This is a genomic window from Alloyangia pacifica, from assembly GCF_020524285.1.
Classification (GTDB): domain Bacteria; phylum Pseudomonadota; class Alphaproteobacteria; order Rhodobacterales; family Rhodobacteraceae; genus Salipiger; species Salipiger pacificus_B.
The window spans coordinates 162,388-187,581 of sequence record NZ_JAIVKX010000010.1; the positions used below are offsets into that span (position 1 = coordinate 162,388).

Annotated in this window: 24 protein-coding genes; 13 read left to right on the plus strand and 11 right to left on the minus strand. The window is 67.0% G+C overall.

Annotation, left to right across the window (positions count from 1 at the left end):
* Positions 1–67: 67 nt before the first annotated feature.
* Complete coding sequence (gene choX / locus LC039_RS15355; protein ID WP_226625961.1) at positions 68–997, minus strand: choline ABC transporter substrate-binding protein; 930 nt, start codon at positions 995–997, stop codon at positions 68–70.
* A 164-nt stretch (positions 998–1,161) separates the two neighbouring features.
* On the opposite strand from choX, the gene ade reads away from it, so the two are divergent.
* A complete protein-coding gene (gene ade, locus LC039_RS15360) occupies positions 1,162–2,859 on the plus strand; it encodes an adenine deaminase (protein WP_226625964.1) in 1,698 nt (565 codons plus the stop codon).
* Positions 2,860–2,865: 6 nt separating this feature from the next.
* On the opposite strand, the gene LC039_RS15365 is transcribed toward ade, so the two are convergent.
* The 4 genes from LC039_RS15365 to dapD all read right to left on the minus strand — a co-directional run bounded on the left by LC039_RS15365 (position 2,866) and on the right by dapD (position 5,541).
* Positions 2,866–3,210, minus strand: a complete 345-nt coding sequence (locus LC039_RS15365) for a hypothetical protein (RefSeq protein WP_226625966.1) — start codon at positions 3,208–3,210, stop codon at positions 2,866–2,868.
* Between the two features lie 68 nt (positions 3,211–3,278).
* Positions 3,279–4,310 carry a sodium:calcium antiporter gene (locus LC039_RS15370; protein WP_226625969.1) on the minus strand — a complete coding sequence of 344 codons (1,032 nt, stop codon included), beginning with the start codon at positions 4,308–4,310 and terminating at the stop codon, positions 3,279–3,281.
* Between the two features lie 4 nt (positions 4,311–4,314).
* On the minus strand, positions 4,315–4,557 hold the full coding sequence (locus tag LC039_RS15375) for a GlsB/YeaQ/YmgE family stress response membrane protein (protein WP_226625971.1): 243 nt from the start codon (positions 4,555–4,557) through the stop codon (positions 4,315–4,317).
* 156 nt (positions 4,558–4,713) lie between these two features.
* A complete protein-coding gene (dapD, locus tag LC039_RS15380; RefSeq protein WP_226625974.1) occupies positions 4,714–5,541 on the minus strand; it encodes a 2,3,4,5-tetrahydropyridine-2,6-dicarboxylate N-succinyltransferase in 828 nt (275 codons plus the stop codon).
* 152 nt (positions 5,542–5,693) lie between these two features.
* Here dapD and LC039_RS15385 point away from each other — a divergent pair, with 152 nt between their 5' ends.
* On the plus strand, positions 5,694–6,089 hold the full coding sequence (locus tag LC039_RS15385) for a VOC family protein (protein ID WP_226625977.1): 396 nt from the start codon (positions 5,694–5,696) through the stop codon (positions 6,087–6,089).
* 203 nt (positions 6,090–6,292) lie between these two features.
* Here LC039_RS15385 and LC039_RS15390 read toward each other — a convergent pair whose 3' ends face one another.
* On the minus strand, positions 6,293–7,210 hold the full coding sequence (locus LC039_RS15390; protein ID WP_226625979.1) for a threonine/serine dehydratase: 918 nt from the start codon (positions 7,208–7,210) through the stop codon (positions 6,293–6,295).
* A 74-nt stretch (positions 7,211–7,284) separates the two neighbouring features.
* On the opposite strand from LC039_RS15390, the gene LC039_RS15395 reads away from it, so the two are divergent.
* Positions 7,285–8,127, plus strand: a complete 843-nt coding sequence (locus LC039_RS15395; RefSeq protein WP_226625980.1) for an LOG family protein — start codon at positions 7,285–7,287, stop codon at positions 8,125–8,127.
* An 81-nt stretch (positions 8,128–8,208) separates the two neighbouring features.
* On the opposite strand, the gene LC039_RS15400 is transcribed toward LC039_RS15395, so the two are convergent.
* A complete protein-coding gene (locus tag LC039_RS15400; RefSeq protein ID WP_413463845.1) occupies positions 8,209–10,179 on the minus strand; it encodes a polysaccharide biosynthesis protein in 1,971 nt (656 codons plus the stop codon).
* A 346-nt stretch (positions 10,180–10,525) separates the two neighbouring features.
* On the opposite strand from LC039_RS15400, the gene LC039_RS15405 reads away from it, so the two are divergent.
* The 3 genes from LC039_RS15405 to LC039_RS15415 all read left to right on the plus strand — a co-directional run bounded on the left by LC039_RS15405 (position 10,526) and on the right by LC039_RS15415 (position 12,788).
* Entirely contained in the window at positions 10,526–11,548 is a 1,023-nt protein-coding gene (locus LC039_RS15405) for an aspartate-semialdehyde dehydrogenase (protein ID WP_226625982.1), read from the plus strand.
* Between the two features lie 256 nt (positions 11,549–11,804).
* A complete protein-coding gene (locus LC039_RS15410) occupies positions 11,805–11,948 on the plus strand; it encodes a hypothetical protein (protein ID WP_226625983.1) in 144 nt (47 codons plus the stop codon).
* Between the two features lie 597 nt (positions 11,949–12,545).
* Positions 12,546–12,788, plus strand: coding sequence for a hypothetical protein (locus LC039_RS15415; protein WP_226625985.1), 243 nt, complete (start codon positions 12,546–12,548; stop codon positions 12,786–12,788).
* 11 nt (positions 12,789–12,799) lie between these two features.
* Here the strand turns inward: LC039_RS15415 and LC039_RS15420 are convergent, their stop codons facing one another.
* Complete coding sequence (locus tag LC039_RS15420) at positions 12,800–13,447, minus strand: carbonic anhydrase (protein WP_226625987.1); 648 nt, start codon at positions 13,445–13,447, stop codon at positions 12,800–12,802.
* Between the two features lie 147 nt (positions 13,448–13,594).
* On the opposite strand from LC039_RS15420, the gene LC039_RS15425 reads away from it, so the two are divergent.
* The 4 genes from LC039_RS15425 to speB all read left to right on the plus strand — a co-directional run bounded on the left by LC039_RS15425 (position 13,595) and on the right by speB (position 17,379).
* Entirely contained in the window at positions 13,595–14,017 is a 423-nt protein-coding gene (locus LC039_RS15425; RefSeq protein ID WP_226625989.1) for a hypothetical protein, read from the plus strand.
* Between the two features lie 149 nt (positions 14,018–14,166).
* Positions 14,167–15,549, plus strand: a complete 1,383-nt coding sequence (locus tag LC039_RS15430) for a leucyl aminopeptidase family protein (protein WP_226625992.1) — start codon at positions 14,167–14,169, stop codon at positions 15,547–15,549.
* 14 nt (positions 15,550–15,563) lie between these two features.
* Positions 15,564–16,400 carry a C40 family peptidase gene (locus LC039_RS15435; protein WP_226625994.1) on the plus strand — a complete coding sequence of 279 codons (837 nt, stop codon included), beginning with the start codon at positions 15,564–15,566 and terminating at the stop codon, positions 16,398–16,400.
* A 1-nt stretch (position 16,401) separates the two neighbouring features.
* The gene (gene speB / locus LC039_RS15440; RefSeq protein WP_226625997.1) at positions 16,402–17,379 is read left to right on the plus strand and encodes an agmatinase; all 978 of its coding nucleotides are present in this window, start codon (positions 16,402–16,404) and stop codon (positions 17,377–17,379) included.
* A gap of 32 nt (positions 17,380–17,411) precedes the next feature.
* Here the strand turns inward: speB and LC039_RS15445 are convergent, their stop codons facing one another.
* Positions 17,412–17,747: a DUF2794 domain-containing protein gene (locus LC039_RS15445; protein ID WP_226626000.1), complete on the minus strand. Its 336-nt coding sequence runs from the start codon at positions 17,745–17,747 to the stop codon at positions 17,412–17,414.
* A 179-nt stretch (positions 17,748–17,926) separates the two neighbouring features.
* Complete coding sequence (dgt, locus tag LC039_RS15450; RefSeq protein ID WP_226626003.1) at positions 17,927–19,270, minus strand: dGTP triphosphohydrolase; 1,344 nt, start codon at positions 19,268–19,270, stop codon at positions 17,927–17,929.
* A 357-nt stretch (positions 19,271–19,627) separates the two neighbouring features.
* Between dgt and LC039_RS15455 the strand changes: the two genes are divergently transcribed.
* The 3 genes from LC039_RS15455 (at position 19,628) to LC039_RS15465 (ending at position 23,350) form a co-directional block, all read left to right on the plus strand.
* Entirely contained in the window at positions 19,628–20,782 is a 1,155-nt protein-coding gene (locus tag LC039_RS15455; protein ID WP_226626004.1) for a phosphoserine transaminase, read from the plus strand.
* 84 nt (positions 20,783–20,866) lie between these two features.
* On the plus strand, positions 20,867–22,462 hold the full coding sequence (gene serA / locus LC039_RS15460; protein WP_226626006.1) for a phosphoglycerate dehydrogenase: 1,596 nt from the start codon (positions 20,867–20,869) through the stop codon (positions 22,460–22,462).
* A gap of 171 nt (positions 22,463–22,633) precedes the next feature.
* Positions 22,634–23,350: a metallophosphoesterase gene (locus LC039_RS15465; protein ID WP_319003723.1), complete on the plus strand. Its 717-nt coding sequence runs from the start codon at positions 22,634–22,636 to the stop codon at positions 23,348–23,350.
* Here LC039_RS15465 and LC039_RS15470 read toward each other — a convergent pair.
* The gene (locus LC039_RS15470) at positions 23,297–25,054 is read right to left on the minus strand and encodes a SulP family inorganic anion transporter (RefSeq protein WP_226626010.1); all 1,758 of its coding nucleotides are present in this window, start codon (positions 25,052–25,054) and stop codon (positions 23,297–23,299) included. The two genes, LC039_RS15465 and LC039_RS15470, sit on opposite strands and share 54 nt — an antisense overlap.
* Between the last annotated feature and the right edge of the window lie 140 nt (positions 25,055–25,194).

The following is a 25,194-nucleotide window of genomic DNA, read 5'->3' on the forward strand; positions in this document are numbered from 1 at the left end:
AAAATAGATTGCAGTTGAATGGTATTCCCTCGCCCCGCCTGATCTGGGGCGGGGCGAGGGGACAGCGTCAGTTCAGCGCCGCGGTCACCGCCTCTTTGGCGTCACCACCATCGAGCGTGGTGACGCCCTCGAGCCAGCCGTCCAGAACGCCCATGTTGGCCTTCAGCCAGGCGGTGGCGGCCTCATCGGGATCGGTGCCGTCGTTGAGGATCGCGCCCATGATCTCGTTTTCCATCTGCAGCGAGAACTCGAGGTTCTCGAGCAGCTTGCCGACGTTCGGACATTCCTCGACGTAGCCGGCGCGGGTGTTGGTGTATACCGTGGCGCCGCCGAAGTCCGGGCCGAACCAGTCGTCGCCGCCCGACAGGTAGGTCAGGTCGAAGTTAGCGTTCATCGGGTGCGGCTCCCAGCCGAGGAAGACGATCGGCTCGTCGCGCTTGCTGGCGCGGTCGACCTGCGCCAGCATGCCCTGCTCGGAGCTTTCCTTGACGTCGAACTCGGTGAGCCCGAAGGCATCGGCCTCGATCATGTCGAGGATCAGCCGGTTGCCGTCGTTGCCCGGCTCGATGCCGTAGATGGTCTCGTCCAACGCATCGGCGTGCGCGACGATGTCGGCGAAATCGGTGATGCCGAGCGCGGCGCCGGCGGCATTGGTGGCCAGCGTGTACTTTGCGCCTTCGAGGTTGGCACGGAGGGTGTCGACCGAGCCCTTCTCGCGGTAGGGGGCGATGTCGCCCTCCATCGTGGGCATCCAGTTGCCCAAGAAAACGTCGACGTCGCCGCGGTCCATCGAGGTGTAGGTCACCGGCACCGAGAGCACCTTGATGTCGGTGTCATAGCCGAGCGCCTGCAGCAATACGGTGGTCGCGGCGGTGGTGGCGGTGATGTCGGTCCAGCCGACATCGGAGAAGGTGACGCTGTCGCAGTCGGCCCGGGCGATTCCGGTGGCGCCGGCCGTGGCCAGCGCGGCGAGCAGCGCGAGGCGGGAAATGGTCATGGTCTGGTCCCCTGTTGTTTTTGTGGGCGCAAGTAAGCGCCTTTCGCCAAGGCTTTGCAACAGAGCCGGGCGCAAGACCTCTCGCCTTTCGGGCGCGGGCTGTGGCAGGCTGCGGCAAACACGAGAGCACGACATAACGGCAAGGCCGGCAGACGGAGACAGGCATGGGACAGCTCGAGACGAGGATCGCGCAGGGGCGCGGCGACGAGGCGGCGGATCTGGTGCTGAAGGGCGGGCGCATCCTCGACCTGATCACCGGCGAGCTGATCGCGGGCGACGTGGCGATCTGCGGCGATACCATCGTCGGCGTCTACGAGAGCTACGAGGGGCGCGAGGAGATCGACGTGGCGGGCGCGATCCTGGTGCCCGGGTTCATCGACACGCATCTGCACATCGAGAGCTCGCTGGTGACGCCCTTCGAGTTCGACCGCTGCGTGACGCCGCGCGGGGTGACGACGGCGATCTGCGACCCGCATGAGATCGCCAATGTGATCGGCGCGGCGGGCATCCGGTACTTCCAGGAGGCGAGCGCGCATACGCTGATGGACATCCGCGTGCAGCTCTCGTCGTGCGTCCCCTCGACCCATATGGAGACCGCCGGGGCCGAGCTGCTGGCCGAGGACATCGCCGAGCTGATGGGCCATCCTTCAGGCATCGGGCTGGCGGAGTTCATGAACTACCCCGGCGTGATCTTCCGCGACCCCGAGGCGATGAAGAAGCTGAAGCTCTTCGAGGGCGGGCATATCGACGGCCATTGCCCGCTGCTCTCGGGCCGCGATCTCAATGCCTATGTGGCAGCGGGCATCCGCACCGAGCACGAGGCGACAAGCGCCGAGGAGGCGCTGGAGAAGCTGCGCAAGGGCATGCGGGTGCTGATCCGCGAGGGGTCGGTGTCCAAGGACCTGCACGCGCTGCAGCCGCTGCTGAGCGAGCGGACCTCGCCCTACATGTGCCTTTGCACCGACGACCGGAACCCGCTGGATATCGGCGAACACGGTCACCTCGACTACATGATCCGCACGCTGATCTCGCTGGGCACCCCGCCGCTGGCCGCCTATCGCGCGGCGTCGCTGTCTGCGGCGGAGGCGTTTGGGCTGAAGGATCGCGGCATGATCGCCCCGGGCAAGCGGGCGGATATCGTGGCCATCGACAGCCTTGAGGGGTGTCACGCGCAGATGGTGATGGCGGGCGGCGTGGTGGTGGATGACGCCGCCTTCGCCGCGCGCGAGACGATCCCCGAGGTCGGGCGCGACTCCGTGCATGCGCCAAGGCTCACGGCGCAGAGCTTCCGTGCCACCGCCAACCGCGAGGAGACCGACGTGATCGGCATCCGCGAGGGGCAGATCCTCACCGACCACCTGCACGAGACCGTCGTGATCGAGAACGGCGACAAGGCCCCCGACGTGGCGCGTGATCTCATCCGCATCGCGGTGGTCGAGCGGCACGGCAAGAACGGCAATATCGCCACGGGCTTCGTGCGGGGGTTTGGGCTGAAGAAGGGGGCGATCGCCTCGACAGTCTGCCACGACCACCACAACATCGCCTGCGTCGGCGCGGATTACGCGGACATGGCGCTGGCGTCGAACCGTCTGGCGGAGATCGAGGGCGGGTTCGTGGTGGCGGCGGAGGGAGAAATCCTCGCCGAGCTGGCGCTGCCGGTGGCGGGGCTGATGAGCCTGCTGCCCTTCGAGGCGGTGCGCGACCGGCTGGTCGAGCTGCGCGCCGCGGCGCGCAGTCTGGGCGTGACGCTGGAGGAGCCCTTCCTGCAGCTTGCCTTTCTTGCGCTGCCGGTGATCCCCGCGCTGAAGATCACCGACCGCGGCATGGTGGATGTCACCAAGTTCGAGATCATCCCCGGCTGAGCGGGATCAGTCTTCGTCGTCCTCGTCATCGTCGTAGAACGGCGTGACCTGGGCGACGATCACCGAGTTTTCCTCGAGCGCGCGGGCCATCAGCTCGCGCTCGCCCGCGTCGATCTCCATGCCCTGCGCCTTGCGCTCGTCCTCGGTGCCGTAACCGGTCACGTCGAGCGGGTTCATCTCGGCCTGCTTGAGGATCGCCACGGTCTCGCGCACCGCCTCGGCCTCGTCCACGCCGGAGGCGTAGCAGAGCAGCCCGGCGCCGGTCGCAGCCTTGGGAAGCCCGTCGCCGTCCTTGCGGCCGACCTCGACCAGAAGCGTGTAGACCTGCTGTTTCGACGGTTTCTTGCCCATGTTCTCTCGCTCCGCGATGCCTGCCGCCCGCAATGCGCAAGCGGCAGGGACATGTCAAGCAAGCGGCGTCAGGGGGCGATCACCGCAACCGCAACGGCACAGGCGTAGACCGCCATCATCAGCACGCTCTCGATGCCGATCCGGGCCGGGCCCTCGCGCTGGCGCAGGATCAGCCCGCCGAGCAGGATGGCGGTCATGATGAGGCCGGTGGCCAGCCAGTAGACGTCGGTCTGGGTCATGTTGTGGAACAGCGAGCCCTCGCGGTAGGCGACGTCGGAGAAGACGAGGAACAGGGTGTCGAAGGTGTTGCCGCCGATGATCCCGCCCACGGCCAGTTGCAGCGCGCCGCGGCGCACGGCGACCAGCGTGGTGATCAGCTCGGGCAGCGAAGTGACGGTGGCGGTGATCAGCGCGCCGACGAGGCTGGATCCGAGTCCGAAGCGGGTGATGAAGGTGCCACCGACCTGGGAGATCACCCAGCCGCAGAGGCCCATTATCGCCACCAGAGCGGCGAAGAGGAGCGCGGGCTTGAGCACCGGCGCGTGGGGGTCGTTTTCGTCATCGGGCTCATCGTGGCGGGTGTCGGAGGTTTCCACCGGCTCCCACATGGGCTGCTCCCGCACCGAGGCCGAGAGCTTCACCCCGGCGATATAGGCGATGAGCATCAGAGGCGAGATCGGGTGGATGCCGAGCAGGGTGATCTCGGGGCCGGCCATGGCGGCCAGCGGCAGCGAGAGCAGCAGCATGAGCATCACCGCCTGGAACAGGTTGGCGGGCTCGGCGGCGGCGTGCTCGAGGTTGGCGCGGCGGTGCAGGAGGTCGGCGATGGCAAGGAAAAGCGTCTGCGCGGCAATGCCGCCGACGGCGTTCGACACGGCAAAGCTGGCATCGCCGCCCGCCGCGCCGGTGACCGAAACCACGACGCCCGAAAGCGAGGTCGCGCCGCCCAGCAGCACGCCCCCGGCCAGCGCCTCGCCCATCCGCGTGCGGTCGGCGATGAGATCGGCCAGAGAGGTCGCGCGCACCGAGACGGCCACAACGATGGCGCCGGCCACCGCGAAGACGGCCAGCAGCAGCGGGAGGGAGAGGGAGGAGATCAAGGGGTCAGCGCAGCTTGCGGTAGCCCCAGATCAGCAGGCTGGCCCCGATGATGCCGACGATGAGCTGCGGGATCCAGGTGTTGGCGGCGTAGATGCCGACCAGCGAGAGGATCAGGTTCAGCACGACAGCGCCGATGATGCCGAGGATGATGTTGGTCAGAATGCCGGTGTCGGCCTTCATGATCATCGAGGCGATCCAGCCGGCGAGCCCGCCGACGATGATGGAAGCAAGTATTCCGAGACCCATGATGCGTATCCCTCAGTTGGAAAAGTGACGCAGAGGTAACGCCTTGGGGGGCGGATGGTTCCCCGGGGCGGTGCGCGGGAAGTTCTCTCCCCAAACGGAAAAGGGGCGCCCTGAGCGCCCCTTCGCAAGCTCTCTGCCGGGCGACAGCCCGTGCGCTCAGTCGCGCAGCAGCTCGTTGATGCCGGTCTTCGAGCGGGTCTTCTCGTCGACGCGCTTGACGATGACCGCGCAGTAGAGGCTGACGCCGTTCTTCGAGGGCATCGAGCCCGCGACGACCACCGAGTAGGGCGGCACTTCGCCGTACATGACTTCGCCGGTCTCGCGGTCGACGATCTTGGTCGACTGGCCGAGGAAGACGCCCATGCCGAGCACCGAGCCCTCGCGGACGATCACGCCCTCGACCACCTCGGAGCGGGCACCGATGAAGCAGTTGTCCTCGATGATGGTCGGGCCGGCCTGCATGGGCTCGAGCACGCCGCCGATGCCGACGCCGCCCGACAGGTGCACGCCCTTGCCGATCTGTGCGCAGGAGCCGACGGTCGCCCAGGTATCCACCATTGTGCCGCTGTCGACATAGGCGCCGAGGTTGACGAACGACGGCATCAGCACCACGCCCGGCGCGATGTAGGCCGACTTGCGGACGACGGCGTTCGGCACCGCGCGGAAGCCAGCGGCCTTCCACTGGTTGTCGCCCCAGCCCTTGAACTTGCTGTCGACCTTGTCCCACCAGCCGGAGCCCTGCGGGCCGCCGTCGTGCTGTTCCATGTCCTTGATGCGGAAGCCGAGCAGCACGGCCTTCTTGGCCCACTGGTTGACGTGCCAGCTGCCGTCCGCCTGCTTCTCCGCCACGCGCAGAGCGCCGCTGTCGAGGGCGTTCAGCGTGTCCTCGATGGCGTCGCGGGTTTCGCCGGTGGTTGCGGGGGTGATCGTGTCGCGCGCCTCCCAGGCGGCTTCGATGGCGGTTTCGAGCTGGGCGTTGGACATTTGCGTCTCCTGTCGTCCGGGTTTACTGCCCTATAGCGGCAGGGTGCCGCCGCGACAATGCGAACCATAAGCCAACCGTGGGGGAACCAACGGGCGAGCATGTTTGGACCGTCGCCGCGCGCCCCGCACGGAAGCCAAAACAGGAGAAACCCTTGGCAAAACCCATCCACAGCATGATCCGCGTGCTCGACGAGGCGCGCTCGCTGGCCTTCTACGACACGGCCTTCGGGCTGAAGGTGGCGGACCGGCTGGATTTCCCGGACTTCACGCTGATCTACCTCAGCAATCCCGAGAGCGGCTTCGAGCTGGAGTTGACGGTGAACAAGGACCGGACCGAGCCATATGACCTTGGCGACGGCTACGGGCATTTCGCCGTGTCGGTCGAGGATCTCGATGCCGAACACGCGCGCTTCGAAGCCGCCGGCCTCGCGCCGCGCAAGCTGGTGGAATTCGCCCCGGCGGGCGAGGTGGTGGCGCGGTTCTTCTTCGTCGCCGACCCGGACGGCTACCAGATCGAGGTGCTGGAGCGCAGCGGGCGCTTCGCCTGACCGGCTGGCCTGCGGCGGACGATGGGAGGCGAGGGGGCGCTGTCCAACCGATGTTTGCTGCGCGGCCTGTGAGCATCGCGGCCCCTCGGGAACCTTCGGAGGCAAATAACGAGGGGGCAGGGGGCGCTGCCCTTTCGGCGCTGCGCGCCTCACCCCCTGGATATTGTCGTCTAGGCGAAGGGGCTGCGCGGGAGGCGCGGGGCTCAGCCCAGCGGGTCGGGCGCGATATTGCCGCCGCAAAGCAGAACCGCCACGCGCTCGCCTGGCTCGGGGCGATAGGCGCCCGAGCGCAGGGCCGCCAGCGCGGTCGCCCCGGCGGGCTCGACCAGCAGCCGGTGCGCCTGCCACAGGGTGCGCTGCGCCTCTGTGATGGCCGCGTCGGTGACGGTGACGCGGCGTGCGAGGTGCTCTTGCGCCAATTCGAAGCAGATGCTGCCGATGCGCCGCGCGCCGAGCGCGTTGGCGGCGACGCCGGAGACCTCGACGTCCACCGGCGCGCCCGCCTCCATTGCGGCATCCAGCGCGCGGGCCTGCTCGGGCTCGACGGCGATGATGCGGCGGGCGCCCTGCAGCCAGGCGAGGGCGCCGCCGATCAGCCCGCCGCCGCCGACGGCGATGAGCACCGTGTCGGCCTCGAGCCCCTGCTGCTCCCATTCGCGCATCAGCGTGCCCTGGCCGGCGACGGTGGCCGGGGCGTCATAGGCGTGGACCTGCATGGCGCCGGTCTCGGTTTCATAGGCGCGGGCCTGCTCCAGCGCGTTGGCGTATTCGCCGGGCACCACGGTGAGCGCCGCGCCGGTGCGCTCGATCAGGGCGATCTTGGCGGGGCCGGCCATCTCGGGCACGAAAATCTGCGCGCGGTGGCCGAGCTGCGTGGCGGCATAGGCCACCGCCGCGCCGTGGTTGCCGCCGGAGGCCGCCACCACCCCGGCGCTTGGCACCGGCAGGCTGAGCAGCGTGTTGAAGGCGCCGCGCGCCTTGAAACTGCCGGTGTGCTGCATCTGCTCAAGCTTGAGGTCGACCGGCTGATCCCACAGCACCGTGCTGCGCATCACCGGGGTGCGCTGCACATAGGCACTGCTGCGGTCGGCGGCGGCGGCGATCTCGGCTTTCCAGTCCATTTTCCGTTTTCCTCTGATGCTCTTGGCGCTGCGCACGCTATATTCAGAGTCTGAGCAGAACAAGGACGGCCGACATGAACGACGAACGCCATTCCATCTTCCGCGACGCGGGACGTGACCGCCGGACTGCCGAGCAGATCCCGGACACGCCGCAGACGCGCGCCCCGTCCTACCGCCTCGCCTTTGCCGACGAGGCCTTCCTGTGCCGCGAGGAACTGCGCCCGGTGCGGCTGCAGCTCGAGCTACTGAAGCCGCAGCTGGAACTCGACGAGCGGCAGATCGACAGCACCATCGTGCTGTTCGGCGGCGCGCGCATCCCCTCGCCCGCCGAGAAGGACAGCGCGCGCACGCAGACGCTGGCCGATCTGTCGCATTTCTACGAGGAAGCGCGGCTCTTCGCGCAGGCGATGACCCGCAAGTCCATCGCCAGCGGCAATCGCGAGTTCGTGGTGACCACCGGCGGCGGGCCGGGCGTGATGGAGGCGGGCAACCGCGGCGCCGAAGAGGTGGGCGGCGTGTCGATCGGGCTCAATATCGTGCTGCCGCACGAGCAGGCGCCGAACGAATACGTGACCCCGAACCTGTGCTTCAACTTCCACTACTTCGCGATCCGCAAGATGCACTTCCTGATGCGGGCGCGGGCGATCTGCGTCTTCCCCGGCGGCTTCGGCACGCTCGACGAGATGTTCGAGGCGCTGACCCTGATCCAGACCGGGCGCATGGAGCGGGTGCCCTTCCTGCTGTTCGGCCGCAAGTTCTGGGAGACGATCATCAACTGGGAGGCGCTGAAGGAGGCCGGGACGATCAGTCCCGAGGATCTCGATCTCTTCCGCTTCGTCGAGAGCGCGGACGAGGCAGCGCATGTCATCGAGGAATGGGATCCGGCGCCGGCGCGCAGCGACATTCCCGGCCGCTGAGGGCGCAGCTCTTGGATGTGCGAAGGGGCGCGGTGATCCGCGCCCCTTTCTTCGTGCCCTCGCTGGCGCGCTGTGCTCGGCTCAGAGCGACTGCTTTTCTTCAGCCTTCGCGGGGATCTCCTCGCAGCGCTCGACCCAGCGGGCGATGATCTCTCGGGCGAACGCCTCGTCGCGCTCGCCGATGGCCTGGCGCAGGTCCTTCATCGCGGTGGCGATCTCGAATTCCGACAGGTAGCTCTCCTGCGCGCGGAGGATCTTGTGGTGCGGCGTGGTCAGCATGTCGGTGGAGATCAGCAGCTCCTCGTGCAGCTTCTCGCCCTTGCGCAGGCCGGTGACCTTGATCTCGATGTCGCCGTCGGGGGTTTCTTCGTCGCGCACCGTGTAGCCGGCGCCCTCGATCATCTGGCGGGCCAGCTTGTGGATCGGCACCGGCTCGCCCATGTCGAGCACGAAGACGTCGCCGCCGCGCGAGAATGACCCGGCGAGCAGCACCAGTCGCGCCGCCTCGGAGATGGTCATGAAATAGCGCGTGACCCGCGTGTCGGTGAGGGTGACCGGACCGCCGCGGGCGATCTGCTCCTCGAAGAGCGGGATCACCGAGCCGGAGGAGCCCAGGACATTGCCGAAACGGACCATCGAGAAGCGCGTGTCGCTGCTGCGGGTGGCAAGGTCCTGCACCAGCAGTTCGGCGAGGCGCTTCGAGGCCCCCATGACGTTGGTCGGGCGCACGGCCTTGTCGGAGGAGACGAGGATGAAGCGCTCGACCCCGGCCTCGCGCGCGGCCTCGGCGATGACCTTGGTGCCGAGCACGTTGTTGCGCATGCCGGCGATGACGTTGTTTTCCACCAGCGGCAGGTGCTTGTAGGCGGCGGCGTGCAGCACCACGTCGATGCGGTACTGCTCGAGCACACGGGCGACGAGGGTCTCATCGAGCACCGAGCCGAGCACCGGGGTGATCTTGAGCCCGTTGCCGGAGAGGTCGCGCAGTTCCTTGTCGATATTGTAGAGCGCCAGCTCGGAGTGATCGAGCGCGACGATGCACTCGGGCTTGCAGCCGAGCAGCTGGCGGCAAAGCTCGGAGCCGATGGAGCCGCCGGCGCCGGTGATCAGGATGCGGCGCCCGGAATAGGCGTGGCTGACGCCCGGCAACTCGCTTTCGAGCCGGCCACGGCCCAGCAGGTCATCCAGCGAGACCGGCGAGACGCGCTTGCGCAGTTCGCCCTCGCCGACCAGCTCGGCGAAGGAGGGCAGGGCGTGGACCTCGCAGCCGATCGCGCGCAGGCGGTGGGCGATGCGGGCCAGTTCGGGCTGGCGGATCGAGGGCATGGCGAGCACCACGCGGTCGATGGCGCGGGTTTCGATCAGGTGCTTCACGGTCGAGGGCGCATGCACGCGCAGCCCCGAAACCACCAGCGTCTGCAGCGTCGGGTTGTCGTCGACGAAGCAGATCGGCTCGATCGCATCGTCGTGACGCAGGGCGGCGACGAGCTGCTGGCCGGTCTTGCCGGCGCCGTAGATCAGCACCCGCATGCGCTGCTTCGTGCGGCGGTAGGCGACGATGGTCACATGGCGGAGGGCAATCCGCCAGGCCGCGCTGAGCACCATGAGCAGGATGCCGAAGTTGAAGTAGACCGGCAGGGCGAGACCCGGCGCGAGCAGGGCGTCGATCGCCAGCGCCGCGACTGCGGTCAGCACCGAGAACAGCGCGGTGCGGGTGATGCCGCGGGTCTCGAAGGCGTTGAGCTTGATCCGTGGCAACTGCAGGTACCAGGAGATCGCGCCGCCGGACAGCATGATCAGGATCATCAGCGGGGTCAGCTGCGCGGCGCTCGGCAGGCCGGCGCGCACCATTCCGTGCAGGACCAGCGCAAGCGTGAGCGCCGCCGCGACCATGGCGACATCGAACGCGAGGAAGATGAACTGTTTCTGCGGACGCGACAGCGAGATGGCAGAGCGGTAGAACTGCAGCCGTGTCTTGCTGGGTCGAGACCGCGTCTTGCTGTTTCCTTCGGGGCGTCGGGACGTCTGCTGCCTCTTGCTTGTTCGCCGCATAGTTGCTTCTGCCCAAATAGCCTTCAAATACGTTCACGATCTACGCACTTGCCTAAACATTGGACAAGAGCGGAGATGCTGCCTGCGCCGGGAAGAGCGGATTTCTTCCAAACAATGCGATTTCAATGCCACGAAAAATGGCGTTCGAGAAGGAAAACGCCCTGCTTTCCGGGGTTTTGAGGCAAAGTTTGCCGGAACCGTGGTTATTTCGCAGCAGACGGCTGTTCGGCGCCAGGAAACACTGGAAAACAGCCCTTCCGGATATACCTCGCATGGGATATGACGCGCGCCAGCCTGCAAGGCGGGATCCACCCGCGCGCAGCATCCAGGAAGGAGAGCCAGAACCATGGGCTACAAGGTCGTTGTTGCCGGTGCCACGGGGAACGTGGGCCGCGAAATGCTGAACATCCTCGCCGAGCGCGAGTTCCCGGTTGATGAGATCGCCGTGCTTGCGTCGCGAAAATCTCTCGGAACCGAGGTGAGCTTCGGCGACAAGACACTCAAGACCCAGGATCTCGCCACTTTCGACTTCACCGGCTGGGACATGGCGCTCTTTGCCGTCGGGTCGGGCCCGACCAAGGAGTTCGCGCCCAAGGCCGCTGCGGCGGGCTGCGTGGTGATCGACAACAGCTCGCTCTACCGCTACGACCCGGACGTTCCGCTGATCGTGCCGGAAGTGAACGCCGACGCGGTGATGGGCTACACCAAGAAGAACATCATCGCGAACCCGAACTGCTCGACCGCTCAGATGGTCGTGGCGCTCAAGCCGCTGCACGACCGCGCCAAGATCAAGCGCGTCGTCGTGTCGACCTACCAGTCGGTCTCGGGCTCGGGCAAGGAAGGCATGGACGAGCTCTGGGATCAGACCAAGGCGGTCTACAACCCGGTCTCCGAGGTGCCGCCGAAGAAGTACCCCAAGGAAATCGCCTTCAACGTCATTCCGCACATCGACGTCTTCATGGAAGACGGCTCGACCAAGGAAGAGTGGAAGATGGTCGCCGAGACCAAGAAGATCGTCGATCCGTCGATCAAGCTCACCGCGACCTGCGTGCGCGTGCCGGTCTTCGTCGGCCACTCGGAAGCGATCAACATCGAGTTCGAGGATTTCCTCGACGAGGACGAGGCACGTGACATCCTGCGCGAGGCGCCGGGCATCATGGTCGTCGATAAGCGCGAGGATGGCGGCTACATCACGCCGAAGGAATGCGTCGGCGATTTCGCCACCTTCATCAGCCGCATCCGCCAGGACCCGACCATCGAGAACGGTCTGAACCTGTGGTGCGTGTCGGACAACCTGCGCAAGGGCGCGGCGCTCAATGCCGTGCAGATTGCAGAGGTGCTCGGGCAGAAGGCGCTCAAGAAGGGCTGAGCCTGACCCAAATAACGAAGTGTTCGTTAATGCCCGTCCCCGAGAGGGGGCGGGTTTTTCTCTTAGTTTTAATGCTTTCTTAGAAATTCGGATCGCACCCCATCCATTGGGATAGGTGGGCCTCGCCCACTGGGAGCGGCACCTACTCCGCCGTCAGGATGGGCGGACAATTCAGCCACTGGTAGAAAAGATGCATCAACCGCGACGGTTCCCGCCGCATCCGCCAGAAGGCGCAACCAGTTCAAGGAGTGCCGACATGACCATTGATCTCGCAGACATCGCCCGGGGCCGCCGCATCGTTGCCGTTGCCGCCCGCGACATGTCCCTGCTGAGCCGGCGGAGCCGTCCGATGCCCACCCTGATGGCGCGACTGCTGCGCAGCTTCCGCCTGCCGTCCTGAGGGGCACAGGAGTTTCACGAGTGCCGCCTCGGCGACCTGTTGTCGCCCCGTAATCAGGCCAATTATCCCCCGGGGGCGGGGAGTTTCGAGCCCCCAACGACCCTCGTGTCGCGTTGAGTTTCGTCGGCGGTGTTGTTTTGAGTGCCGACATGGGCGCGAGGGTCTCCGAGCGTTTCGGAGAGTGAGTGGTGTACCAGTAATGGCGGGGCGCGTGGTCGGGTGGTCGCGGGCCCCGCTGGTTTTTGTGCCGGAGGTCTTCCGGTCGTGTTTCAGGGCGGTTGTCATCCAAACCCGCCGTTTCGCAGGCCGCGTCGTGCCTGCCCGGTGTCACTCCGCTCAATCGCGGCGCGTGACACCCGGTCGTCAAACGTGATCCGTTTCCATGGCAAACCATGCTAAGATCGGGATGTTTTCAGTATGGACGAGATTTGAACAATGGATAGTGTTGATCGTTCCGCCGCGTTGGCCGGGCCGTTTTTCGGCGACTCTTCGCCAATCTCCCCACTCCATCCCTCGCGCGATCAGTCCTCCCGCGCGCCGCTTGCGCCGGGCTCCCTGCCGACAGAGCTCGATTCCGAGACCGCCGCGCTGCTCCGCATGGTGGTGCTGCCGCAGATCGAGGCGGCGTCGAGCTGGGCTGATCTTGTCCGCCGTCTCGGCGAGAAGGGCTTCGGACTCGGCTTTCGGGCCGGCCGGATGATTCTCAACCGGCTCGACAGCGGCGACGAGATTTGTACGGGGCGCAGCCTCGGCGCGCCCCTGCGGGCTCTTGCGGCGCGGCTCGGGCGTCCGGCGCTGCGACTCAGCCGCGACGGGCTGAGTGCGCAGCTACACGGCTGAGGCGGGCAGGTTCAGACCACCTGGTAGCCGCCGGCTTTCGGGTCGTAGCATTCCAGCGACCCGCTGCCGATGTCGTGCCAGAGACCGTGGATCGACAGGTCCTGCGATTCGACCGCCGCACGCACGAATGGGAAGGTCATCAGGTTCTCGAGCGAGACCAGCACCGATTCCTTTTCCAGCGCGCGGGCCATGTCGTCGGGCTTGCGTTCAACCACGCGTTCGTAGCCGGGGCGCAGGATGTCCATCCAGCGACCGACGAAGCTCGACTTCTCCTCGAGCTGGGGCGCATTGCCCGAGCACATGTCGAGGCAGCCCTTCACGCCGCCGCAGCTGGAATGGCCCATGACGATGACATGGGCGACCTTGAGCGCGGTCACCGCGTATTCGACCGCCGCCGAGGTACCGTGCTGCTGCCCGTCGGGCTGGTAAGGCGGTACGAGGTTGGCGATGTTGCGGTGAATGAAGAACTCGCCGGTGTCGGCCCCGAAGATCGAGGTGACGTGCACTCGGCTGTCGCAGCACGAGATGATCATGGCGCGCGGGTGCTGACCCTCTGACGCGAGGCGTCGGTACCACGCGGAATTTTCGGCATAGCTGGTCGCCTTCCAGCCCTGGAACCTCTGGACCAGGTAAGAGGGTAGCGGTTTGGCGTTGTGCATCTCGATCCTCCAAGCAACTTGAAGCCTTCGCTCCAATACGCGGGATTGTCGCGGAATTCGAGAGAAGAAACACCATGATCTAACCTTTTGGGAACCCCGGAGCGCTATCAGGGTGGCGCCGTGGGGGCGCAGTAAGAGGAGAGGGCGGTGACCAACTCGCTGACCTCCGGCCCGGCCGCCGCCATGGCGATACCCCGGATTGCCGTGCTCGCACCTTTCGAGAAGGCGGGGCTGGACCCGCAGCCGCTCGTGGACATCTTCGCCCGCCTCGGCCCGTCCGAGGCGGAAAACGCGCTCTGCCGCGCAATGGAAGAGCTGGCCTTCCGGCTTGGGGAGCTCGACCGCTGTCACGCACAGGGGGGCTGGCCGGAAACACGCCGCCACGCGCGCGAGCTCGGCGGCATCGCGGCGTGCCTCGGGATGAGCTCGGTCACGCGGATTTGCGGCGATGTGCTGACCTGCCTGGACCACGGCGATCCGGTGGCCCTCGCGGCAACCGTCGCACGGCTCGGCCGAGTCGGAGAGCGCTCGCTCTATGCCATATGGGACATGGAAGACCCGGGTGATTGACGGCTTGCGGGGCCTGTCGTCGCCCGTCAAGACACGGCCTCGTCGGCGCGTCTGCGCGAAGGTGATCGTGGCTGGTGACCCGACGGCCGCCCCCTTGCGGGTGCCGCTGGCTCGGATAGGCTCTGCCCAAACCGACCAAGGGGACCCCCATGAACCTGACTTTCGCTCCCGCCGACGCCGCGGCCCTGCCGCTGCATGTGATCGAGCCCGACGCCCTGCAGGGCTGGCTTTCGGAGCAGCCCGCAAGCGTGCGCACCTGGGTGGAGGCCAGCGGCTTCGCGGGCGAGATCGGCAACGCGGTGATGATTCCCGGTGAAAGCGGAGCCCCCGAGGCGGCGCTGATCGGTTACGGCACCGCCGCGCGCCGACGCCGCAACCGTTTCGCGCTGGCCGCCGGCGTCGCGCGCCTGGCCCGCGGCAGCTATCGTATCGCCTCCGGCCTGCCCGCCGCCGCCGCCGAGGAAGAGGCGCTCGGCTGGCTCCTCGCCGGCTATCGCTTCACCCGCTACGCTGGCGAGGCGCCCGAGATGCCGCGCCTGATCGCGCCCGAGCGGGTCGATGCCGCGAAGGTCGAAGTGCTGGCCGCCGCCGAGGCGCTGACCCGTGATCTGGTGAACACCCCGGCGTCGGACATGGGGCCGGAGCAGCTCGAAGCCGCCGCGCGCAGCCTTGCCTCCGAGTTCGAGGCCGAGATCGAGGTCACCACCGGCGAGGCGCTGCTGGAGAAGAACTTCCCGATGATCCACGCGGTGGGGCGCGCCAGCCCGCGCGCGCCGCGGCTGATCGACATGCGCTGGGGCAGCACCGGCCCGAGGCTGACACTGGTCGGCAAGGGCGTCTGCTTCGACACCGGCGGCCTCAACCTCAAGCCCGGCAGCTCCATGGGGCTGATGAAGAAGGACATGGGGGGCGCTGCCAACGTGCTGGGCCTCGCCCGGATGATCATGGCGCTGGAGCTGAAGGTGCAGCTGCGCGTGCTGATCCCGGCGGTGGAGAACTCGGTCAGCGGGAACGCCTTCCGCCCGCAGGACGTCCTCACCTCGCGCAAGGGCCTGACGGTTGAGATCAACAACACCGACGCAGAGGGGCGGCTGGTGCTGGCCGATGCGCTGGCGCTGGCGGACGAGGAGAAGCCCGACTTCATCCTGTCGATGGCAACGCTCACCGGCGCCGCCCGGGTCGCGGTCGGCCCCGATCTCGCGCCTTTCTACACCGATGACGAGGGCTTTGCGGACGCGCTCACCAAGGCCAGCGGCCCGGCGGCGGACCCGGTCTGGCGCCTGCCGTTCTGGGAGCCCTACGAGGACAGGATCGAGCCCGGCATCGCCGACCTCGACAACGCCCCGGCGGGCGGCATGGCGGGCTCGATCACCGCGGCGCTTTTCCTGCGCCGCTTCGTGACCGAGACCCCTTACGCCCATTTCGACATCTACGCCTGGAACCCGGCGCCCGCCCCGGCACGTCCGAAGGGCGGCGTCGGGCAGGGGCCCCGCGCCATCCTCGGCGCGCTGCCGCAGGTGCTGGGCCTGTGAGGGACGCCGTTTCGATGGATCGACGTCTCATCCCCGCCAATGGCCGTGTCGCTGCCGCGCATCTGCAAGGGCAGGTCGAGGCGCAGTATTTCACCGAGGGCGAGTCGGCCTCGGTCAGCGCCGATGTCGCCGACCTGCTCAAATCCCCCGATGGCGCGCGTGATCGGCAGCTGACCTATGGCGCCGCCGTCACCGTCTACGAGCGGCACGAGGGCTGGGCCTTCGTGCAGGCGGAGGCGGATGGATTCGTGGGCTATGTCTCGGAGGAGGCGCTGGGGCCGCGTACCGCGCCGACCCACCGCGTCGCGACCCGCGCCACCCATGCCTACGCCGAGGCCAATCTCAAGACGCCCGACCGCGCCTTCCTGACCCTCGGCGCGCGGCTCTGCGTGACCGGCCAGACCGGCAGCTTCCTCGAGACCGAGACGGGCTTCGTCCCCGCCGGCCACCTGCTGCCGCTCGACCGCCCGGAGCCGGACCCGGTCGCAGTGTCGGAACGGCTGCTCGGCACGCCCTACCTCTGGGGCGGGAACTCGGCGATGGGCATCGATTGTTCGGGGCTGGTACAGGCGGGTCTGCTCGCCTGTGGCATCAACTGCCCGGGCGACAGTGACCTGCAGGAGCAGGCCCTTGGCGAGACCCTCGCCCCGGACACCCCGCCGAAACGCGGCGATCTGCTGTTCTGGAAGGGGCATGTCGCCTGGGTCGCCGATCCCGAGACGCTGCTGCACGCCAATGCCTTCCACATGGCCGTCGCCTTCGAGCCGCTGGCCGAGGCGCTGGCCCGCATCGAGACGCAGGGCGACGGCCGCGTCACCCGCCACGCCCGCCTGACCCCGACCGGAGCCTGACATGACCAGCGATCCCTTCTTTCACCCCGTCTCGGGCATGGAGCTGCCGCGCTACGCCGGCATCCCCACCTTCATGCGGCTGCCGCTGGTGCAGCCGGATCACGCGCGTTTCGAAGAGGTCGAGATCGGCCTCGTCGGCGTGCCCTGGGACAGTGGCACCACAAACCGCCCCGGCCCGCGCCACGGCCCGCGCCAGCTGCGCGACGCCTCGACGATGATCCGTGCCGAGCACGGGCATTTCGACATCCGCCCTTTCGAGGCTGCGGCCTGCGCCGATCTCGGCGACGTCGCCCCGAACCCCGCCGACATCCAGGACAGCATGGCGCGGATCACCGCCTTCTACGACAAGATCGTGGCGGCGGGCATCCGCCCGCTCACGGGCGGCGGTGACCACCTCTGTTCGCTGCCGGTGCTGCGCGCGCTCGGCAAGGCAAAGCCGCTCGGCATGGTGCATTTCGACAGCCACACCGACCTCTGGGACAGCTACTTCGGCGGCTTCAAGTACACCCATGGCACGCCCTTCCGCCGCGCGGTGGAAGAGGGGCTGCTCGACCCCAAGCGCATCGTGCAGATCGGCATCCGCGGCCCGATGTACGACCACGAGGACCGCGACTTCGCCAGGGCCGAAGGCATCCGGATCATCCCGATCGAGGAGTTCCACGCCCGGGGTGTGGCCGACGTGATGGCCGAGGCGCGCGAGATCGTCGGCACCGAGCCGACCTACGTCAGCTATGACATTGATTTCGTCGATCCCACCTTCGCGCCGGGCACCGGCACGCCGGAAATTGGCGGACCGAACTCCTACCAGGCGCTGCAGGTGGTGCGCGAGCTGATGGGGCTGAACATCGTGGGCGCCGACCTCGTCGAGGTCTCGCCGCCCTTCGACAGCTCGGGCGGCACCGCCTTCCTGGGCGTGACGATTATGTTCGAACTGCTCTGCGCCATGGTCGGCCGGGGCATGGTCAGCCAGGGCAAGTGAGGTTGCCGGTCCGCGCGGTCACGCCGCGCGGATCACTCCACGGCGCGGATCAGCTTACGTTCCAGCACGCGCAACACGGTCTTCAGGTCGTGCCCCCGCTTGAGGATCTGCCCCTCCATGGTGATCACCGCGTATTCGCCCTGCCGGTTGCGCAGCTTGGGGCGTTTCTCGATGCGGTAGAGGGGGTGTTCGGCGGTGCGCCGGAAGACGGAAAACACCGCCACGTCTCTGAGCGAAGAGATCCCATAATCCCGCCATTCCCCGGCCGCCACCATGCGGCCATAGAGCGAGAAGATCACGTTCAGCTCGGTCCGGTGAAAGGCAACCACATCGCTGCCCTGTCCCGGAAAAGGTGTCAGGCTGTTCATTCTCCAAAGCTGCGCCCGATGTGGTCACAAATCAAGATCTGCCGTGCAACTCACTGCCTTATGATCGCCCACATGATGAAAATGCCCCGAGGAGAGAGGCGCGCAGCGATCGCTACGAAGTTGCAAGGCCTTACGGCGCGGGAGCGCGCCCGCACCGGAGCGGCGCCGGCGGTCGCCCCTCAGGTCCCCGACAGCATCCGCGACACCGACAGCGCGTAGCGGTCGGTCATCCCCGAGACGAAATCCGCCAGCCCGTGCAGCGCCGCCCCGGGCGTGTCGATGTCGCGCAGGTCGAGCGAAAGCGCCCGGGCGATCTGCGCCGGATGCCCCTTCAGCGCCGAGGCGTCCCAGCCCGCCGCCGCCAGCGCCTCATAGACCGGCAGCACCCCGTCCAGCACGTTGCGGATCACCTGGCGGCCCGAGATTTCCAGCTCGGTCTTGCGGCGCGAGGTAAAGATACGCTCCTGCGCCAGGGTGCCGATCTGCGCAAAGCTCGCGCCGCAGGCCGAGACATCGACCAGCGCGGCGGAAAAGCTGCCGTCCATGATCGCGGCATAATTCTCGCGGAAGGCCGCGACGCAGGCCTCGATGGCCCGGCCAATCGCCAGCGAGCGCAGCAGCGCGATCTCCTCGGTCCGGGTATAACCCGTGGTGTCGCGGTTGGGCCGTCCAGCCAGCTCGTTCAGCGCCTCGCGCACCACGTCGAAGGGCAGGTCGCCCGAGGTGAAGGCGTCCTCGAGGTCGACGATGTTGTAGCAGATGTCGTCCGCCGCCTCGACGACGAAGACCAGCGGATGCCGCCGCCACCAGCGGCCCGAGGCACTTTGCTCCATGGGCAGGCCGCAACCCTGCGCGACCTCGGCAAAGAGCGCCTCTTCGCCAGAGAAGACCCCGAACTTCTTCAGCCCCACGTAGCCCTTGCGCACCGTCTCGGGCAGATCCGCGCGGGTCGCGGCGGTGGCGGGATACTTCATGAAGGCACCCAGCACGGCCTTCGACAGGCGCATGCCGCCGGCGTTGCGGTACATCTCGAGCCGGGTGACGATCCGGAAGCCCTGCGCATTGCCCTCGAAGGCGGTGAACTCGGGGCGCAGCGTGGGATCCAGCGCGCCGCACAGGCCGCGCTCCGTGTCGAAACGCTCGGCGAACCAGCTGCCGATCGACGCTTCGCCGGAATGTCCGAAGGGTGGGTTGCCGATGTCATGCGCCGCGCAGGCGGCCTGCACGACATTGGCGAGGCTGTGATCCTCATGCGGGCCTATTTCGCCCTGTTCGATCAGCCAATGCCCGATGTGCATCGCCAGCGAGCGCCCGACGGAGCCGACCTCGACCGAATGGATCAGCCGGTGGTGGATGTGGTCGTTCTCGTAGAGCGGGTGCACCTGGGTCTTGTTGGCCAGCCGCCGGAACGGGGCGGAGAAGACGATGCGGTCGTGATCCTGCACGAAGATCGATCGGTTGCGCCCCTCGACGTAGCTCGGATCGCTCAGCCGTTCGGCGCAAAGAAGCTCGGTCCACAACATCGCTCGTCCCCCGGTCTGGTGTGCAGCACACCTAGCCGAGGCAGGAACGAGGGGAAAGGGCGCGCGGCGCCTCCTTCGTCTGGATGCAAATATCCCGGGGGAGGGCGCGCAGCGGTCGGGGGCAGTGCCCCCCAGACCCCGGCTGGTGCTGCGCGCTGCGCATCGCGGACGCGCCCCCGTACAAGGTGGCCCTCAGATACGAAAGTTTCCGATCTGCTCCATCGCGCGCAAGCAATCACAAAAATTCGACGCAGCGGATGCATTTCCCGTCTTGCCCGAATCCGGGCACTCCCATAGATGCAGCAGCGGGACACCCTTCCCCAACGAAGGGCGACTATCTGTAAGGTTAGAGACATCATGGCTAGACCCCAACCGTCCGCGCGGCCGGCAAACCCGCGCTTTTCTTCCGGCCCCTGTGCCAAGATCCCCCATTTCTCGCTGGACATGCTGTCCGATGCCGCGCTCGGTCGTTCGCACCGTGCCAAGGTCGGCAAGGACAAGCTGAAGGCTGCCATCGAAGGCACCCGCGAGATCCTGAACATTCCCGCCGACTACAAGATCGGCATCGTCCCCGCCTCCGACACCGGTGCGGTTGAAATGGCGATGTGGTCGATGCTCGGCGCCCGCAAGGCAGAGATGCTGGCCTGGGAATCCTTCGGCGCCGGCTGGGTCACCGACGTGGTGAAGCAGCTGAAGATCGATGCCGAGGTGAAGACCGCCGACTACGGCCAGATCGTCGACCTCGCCACGGTGAACTTCGACAATGACGTCGTCTTCACCTGGAACGGCACCACCTCCGGCGTGCGCGTGCCGAACGGCGACGCGATCCCCGCCGGCCGTGACGGCCTGACCATCTGCGATGCGACCTCGGCCGCCTTCGCGCAGGACCTGCCCTGGGACAAGCTCGACGTCACCACTTTCTCCTGGCAGAAGGTGATGGGCGGCGAAGCGGCCCACGGCATCCTCGTGCTGAGCCCCCGCGCCGTGGAGCGCCTGGAAAACTACACCCCCGCCTGGCCGCTGCCGAAGATCTTCCGCCTGACCAAGGGCGGCAAGCTGATCGAGGGCATCTTCGTCGGCGAGACGATCAACACCCCGTCGATGCTGGCGGTCGAGGATTACCTCGTCGCGCTCGAGTGGGCCCGCAAGATCGGCGGCCTGAAGAAGCTGCAGGAGCGCGCCACCACCAACGCCAAGGTGCTGTGGGACTTCTGCGACCGTCACGACTGGATCGCCAACCTCGCAGAGGATGACGCAACCCGCTCCAACACCTCGGTGTGCCTGAAGTTCACCGACGACCGGATCAAGGATGGCGCGGCCTTCGCCAAGGCGGTGGCCAAGAAGCTCGAGACCTACCACGTCGCCTATGACATCGGCGCCTATCGCGATGCCCCGGCGGGCCTGCGCATCTGGTGTGGTGCCACCGTCGAAAGCGCCGACATCGAGGCGCTGACGCTGTGGCTCGAGTGGGCCTTCGAGACCGAGATCGAGGCACAGGCCGAAACGGCCTGATCCCCACGTTTTGACGAAATTGCGGGACCGCGCGGGCGGTCCCGTCTCTCCTCGCATCCAGATTTTCCCGAAAGGACCGCTGTCATGGCTCCCAAGGTTCTCATCTCCGACAAGCTTTCCGCCGCCGCCGTTCAGATCTTCAAGGATCGCGGCATCGAGGTCGACTTCCGCCCCGAGCTGGGCAAGGACAAGGAAGCCCTCGCCGCCGTGATCGGCGACTACGATGGTCTCGCCATCCGCTCGGCCACCAAGGTCACCCCCTCGATCCTCGAGAACGCGACCAACCTCAAGGTCGTTGGCCGCGCCGGCATCGGCACCGACAATATCGACAAGGAAGCCGCGTCGAAAAAGGGTGTCATCGTGATGAACACCCCCTTCGGCAACATGATCACCACCGCCGAGCACGCCATCGCCATGATGTTCGCCGTCGCCCGCCAGCTGCCCGAGGCCAGCGCCTCGACCCATGCCGGCAAGTGGGAGAAGTCGAAGTTCATGGGCGTGGAGCTGACCGGCAAGACCCTCGGCGTGATCGGTGCCGGCAACATCGGCGGCATCGTCTGCGACCGCGCCCGCGGCCTGAAGATGAAGGTCGTGGCCTATGACCCCTTCCTGAGCCACGAGAAGGCCGACAAGATGGGTGTCGAGAAGGTCGAGCTCGACGAGCTGCTGGCCCGCGCCGACTTCATCACGCTGCACGTGCCGCTGACCGACCAGACCCGCAACATCCTCGGCCGCGAGAACCTCGCGAAGACCAAGAAGGGCGTGCGGATCATCAACTGTGCCCGCGGTGGCCTCGTCGACGAGGAAGCGCTGGCCGAGCTGCTGAAGTCCGGTCACGTGGCTGGCGCGGCCTTTGACGTCTTCGCCGTCGAGCCCGCCACCGAGAACCCGCTGTTCAACCTGCCCAACGTGGTCTGCACGCCGCACCTCGGCGCCTCGACCACCGAAGCGCAGGAGAACGTCGCGCTGCAGGTGGCCGAGCAGATGGCCGACTACCTGCTCACCGGTGCCGTGTCGAACGCGCTGAACATGCCGTCGGTGACCGCCGAGGAAGCCAAGGTCATGGGCCCATGGATCAAGCTTGCCGGCCACCTCGGCAACTTCATCGGCCAGATGACCGACGAGGCGGTCACCGCGATCAACATTCTCTATGACGGGGCGGTTGCCGAGATGAACCTCGAGGCGCTGAACTGCTCGCTGATCGCCGGCATCATGAAGACCATCTCGCCCGAGGTGAACATGGTCTCCGCCCCGGTGATCGCACGTGAGCGCGGCATCCAGATCTCGACCACCAACCAGGAGCAGTCGGGCGCCTTCGAAGGCTACATCAAGGTGACCGTGGTGACCGAGAAGCGCGAGCGCTCGATCGCAGGCACCGTGTTCTCGGATGGCAAGCCGCGCTTCATCCAGATCAAGGGCATCAACATCGAGGCCGAGGTGGGCGAGCACATGCTCTACACCACCAACGAGGACGTGCCGGGCATCATCGGCAAGCTCGGCTCGATGCTGGGCGACCACAAGGTCAACCTGGCGAACTTCACGCTCGGCCGCTCGACCGCAGGCGGCGAAGCCATCGCCATCGCCTATCTCGACGAGGAAATCGGCGAGGACGTGGTCGCGGCGCTGCGCGACACTGGCCTGTTCCAGCAGGTCAAGCCGCTGGAATTCGACGTCGCCTAAAAAGAAAGGCCCTGGGCCGAAGGTACGACAGGGACAGAGAAGACAGGGGGCGCCTCACGGGGCGCCCCTTTTTCGTTGGATCGAAGCCTCTGAGCGGGGCGCGCGGCGCGCGGGCCTTGCCTCGGCCCCTGCCGAAGTCCAAGTAGACCTTACGGAAAGGACTTTCTCATGATGCCCATCTTTGTCATCGGCGACATCCACGGCCAGATCGACCGGCTGCACGAGGCGCTGGACTATATTTCCCACGACGCACACGCCGGCGCGCCGATCGTTTTCCTGGGGGACTATGTCGATCGCGGTCCGGATTCCCGCGCGGTGATCGACCTGCTGATGCAGGGGCAGGCCGAGGGCAGGCCCTGGACCTGCCTGATGGGCAACCATGACCGCTTCCTGCTGCGTTTCCTGGAGAACCCGCGCTACATGGACCCGAACGTGTCGCGCCCGCTGCTCTGGACCGATCCGCCGCTCGGCGGAGCCCGCACGCTGGCCTCCTACGGGGTGGACGTGCGCGAGGGCCGGGCGCTCGAGGATATCCATGCCGACGCGCGCGAGGCGGTGCCGCAGGCGCACCGCGACTGGATCGCGGGTCTGCCGCGCTTTCACGAGACCGAGGCGCACATCTTCGTGCATGCCGGGCTGCGGCCGGGGGTGCTTCTGAACTACCAGAAAGAGGATGACCTGGTGTGGATCCGCGCGCCCTTCCTCGACTGGCAGGGCGACTGGGGGCGGCTGGTGGTGCATGGCCACACCGCGCTCGACGCGCCGCAGCTCTATGCCAACCGGCTCAACATGGATGGCGGAGCGGGCTACGGGCGCCCGCTCCGGCCGGGTCTGTTACTGGGCCGCGAGGCTTTCCTGCTCGGCCCCGAGGGGCGCATCCGCCTTTAGGGCGCAGAAGGCCTCGTATTGCGACAGGAAGACCTGTCCCGAGAGCTCGTGCAGGAAGTGCGAGCGCTTGAGGCGGTCCATCACCGGCCCCTTCACCTCGGTCAGGTGCAGGGTGATGCCCTGCTCCTCGAGCCGCCGGTTGATCTCTTCCAATGTCTCCAGCGCGCTCATGTCGACCTCGTTCACCGCCGGGAACATCAGCACCACGTGGCGCAGGTTCTGGCACTCGGCGACGCGGGTCAGCACGTATTCCTCGAGGAAGCGCGCATTGACGAAGTAGAGGCTCTCGTCGACCCGCAGGGTGAGCACGCCGGGCAGGGTCTCGACGTCGTGGCGCAGCACATTGCGGAAGTGATGCGTGCCCGGCACCAGCCCGACCTCGGCCACATGCGGCTTCGAGGTCTTGTAGAGATGCAGCAGGATCGACAGCAGCACGCCCGCCGAGACACCGACCTCGACCCCGACCAGCAGGGTCAGCACGATGGTGGCTGAGACGGCGGTGAAATCGACCTTGGAGTAGGTCCATGTCTTCTTGAGGATCGAGAAGTCGACGAGGCTCAGTACGGCGACGATGATCGTGGCGGCCAGCGTGGCTTTCGGCAGGAAGAACAGCAGCGGGGTCAGCACCAGCGTGGCGAGGCCGATGCCCACGGCGGTATAGGCGCCCGCGGCGGGAGTCTCGGCCCCGGCGTCGAAGTTCACCACCGAGCGCGAGAAGCCGCCGGTCACCGGGAAGCCCCCCGAGAGCGCCGAGCCGATGTTCGAGGCGCCGAGGCCGATCAGCTCCTGGTCGGGATCGATGCGCTGGCGGCGCTTCGCGGCGAGGGTCTGGGCGACCGAGACCGATTCCACGAAGCCGATGATCGAGATCAGGATCGCCGGCATCAGCAGCGTCTTCCACATCGACAGGTCAAAGGACGGGGCCGAGAACGGCGGCAGGCCCATGGGCACCTCGCCGACAACCTTCACGCCCATGTCATTCAGCCCCAGCCCCCAGGTCAGCAGGGTGGTCACCGCGACGGCGGCGACGGGACCGGCCTTGGCAAGGATGTCGGCCATGCGCGGGCCGAGGCCCATGTTGCGCAGCAGCGGCTTCAGCCCCTTGCGCACCCAGAACAGGAAGGCGGTGGCGGCGACGCCGATGGCCAGGGTGATGACGTTGGTCTCGGGCAGGTGGGCGATCAGCGAGGCGACGAGGTCGACCAGCGTGTGACCCTCGGCGCTGATGCCGAAGATATGCTTGAGCTGCGAGGCGGCGATCAGCACGCCCGAGGCGGTGATGAAGCCGGAAATCACCGGGTGGCTGAGGAAGTTCGCCAGGAAGCCGAGCCGCAGCACGCCGATGGCCACGAGGAAGACGCCGGAGATGAAGGCCAGCGTCACCGCGGCCAGCGCGATCTGTGCCGGATCGCTGAGGCCGAGCTGGCCAATCGCCGCGGCGGTCATCAGCGAGACGACAGCCACCGGGCCCACGGCCAGTGCGCGGCTGGTACCGAAGATCGCATAGGCCACCAGCGGCAGGATCGATGCGTAGAGACCCATCTCGGCGGGCAGCCCGGCCAGCAGGGCATAGGCCAGCGACTGCGGGATCAGCATGATCGTCACGATGACGGCGGCCACGAGGTCCGACGTTGCCGTGTCGCGGTCGTAGCGGCGCGCCCAGTCGAGGATTGGCAGGTAGCGGGTCAGGCGGGGAAGTTGCATGGGGCAAGGTCCTGAGTTGCGCGGTCCCCGGGGAAAGTCGGGGATTTGAGGTCTATATATTCTGAAAATAGAATTTGTGAAGGGCGAAACTCATGTTCCCTGCGATTCAGCATGGGCGGAACAATGTCCGCCCATGCCTT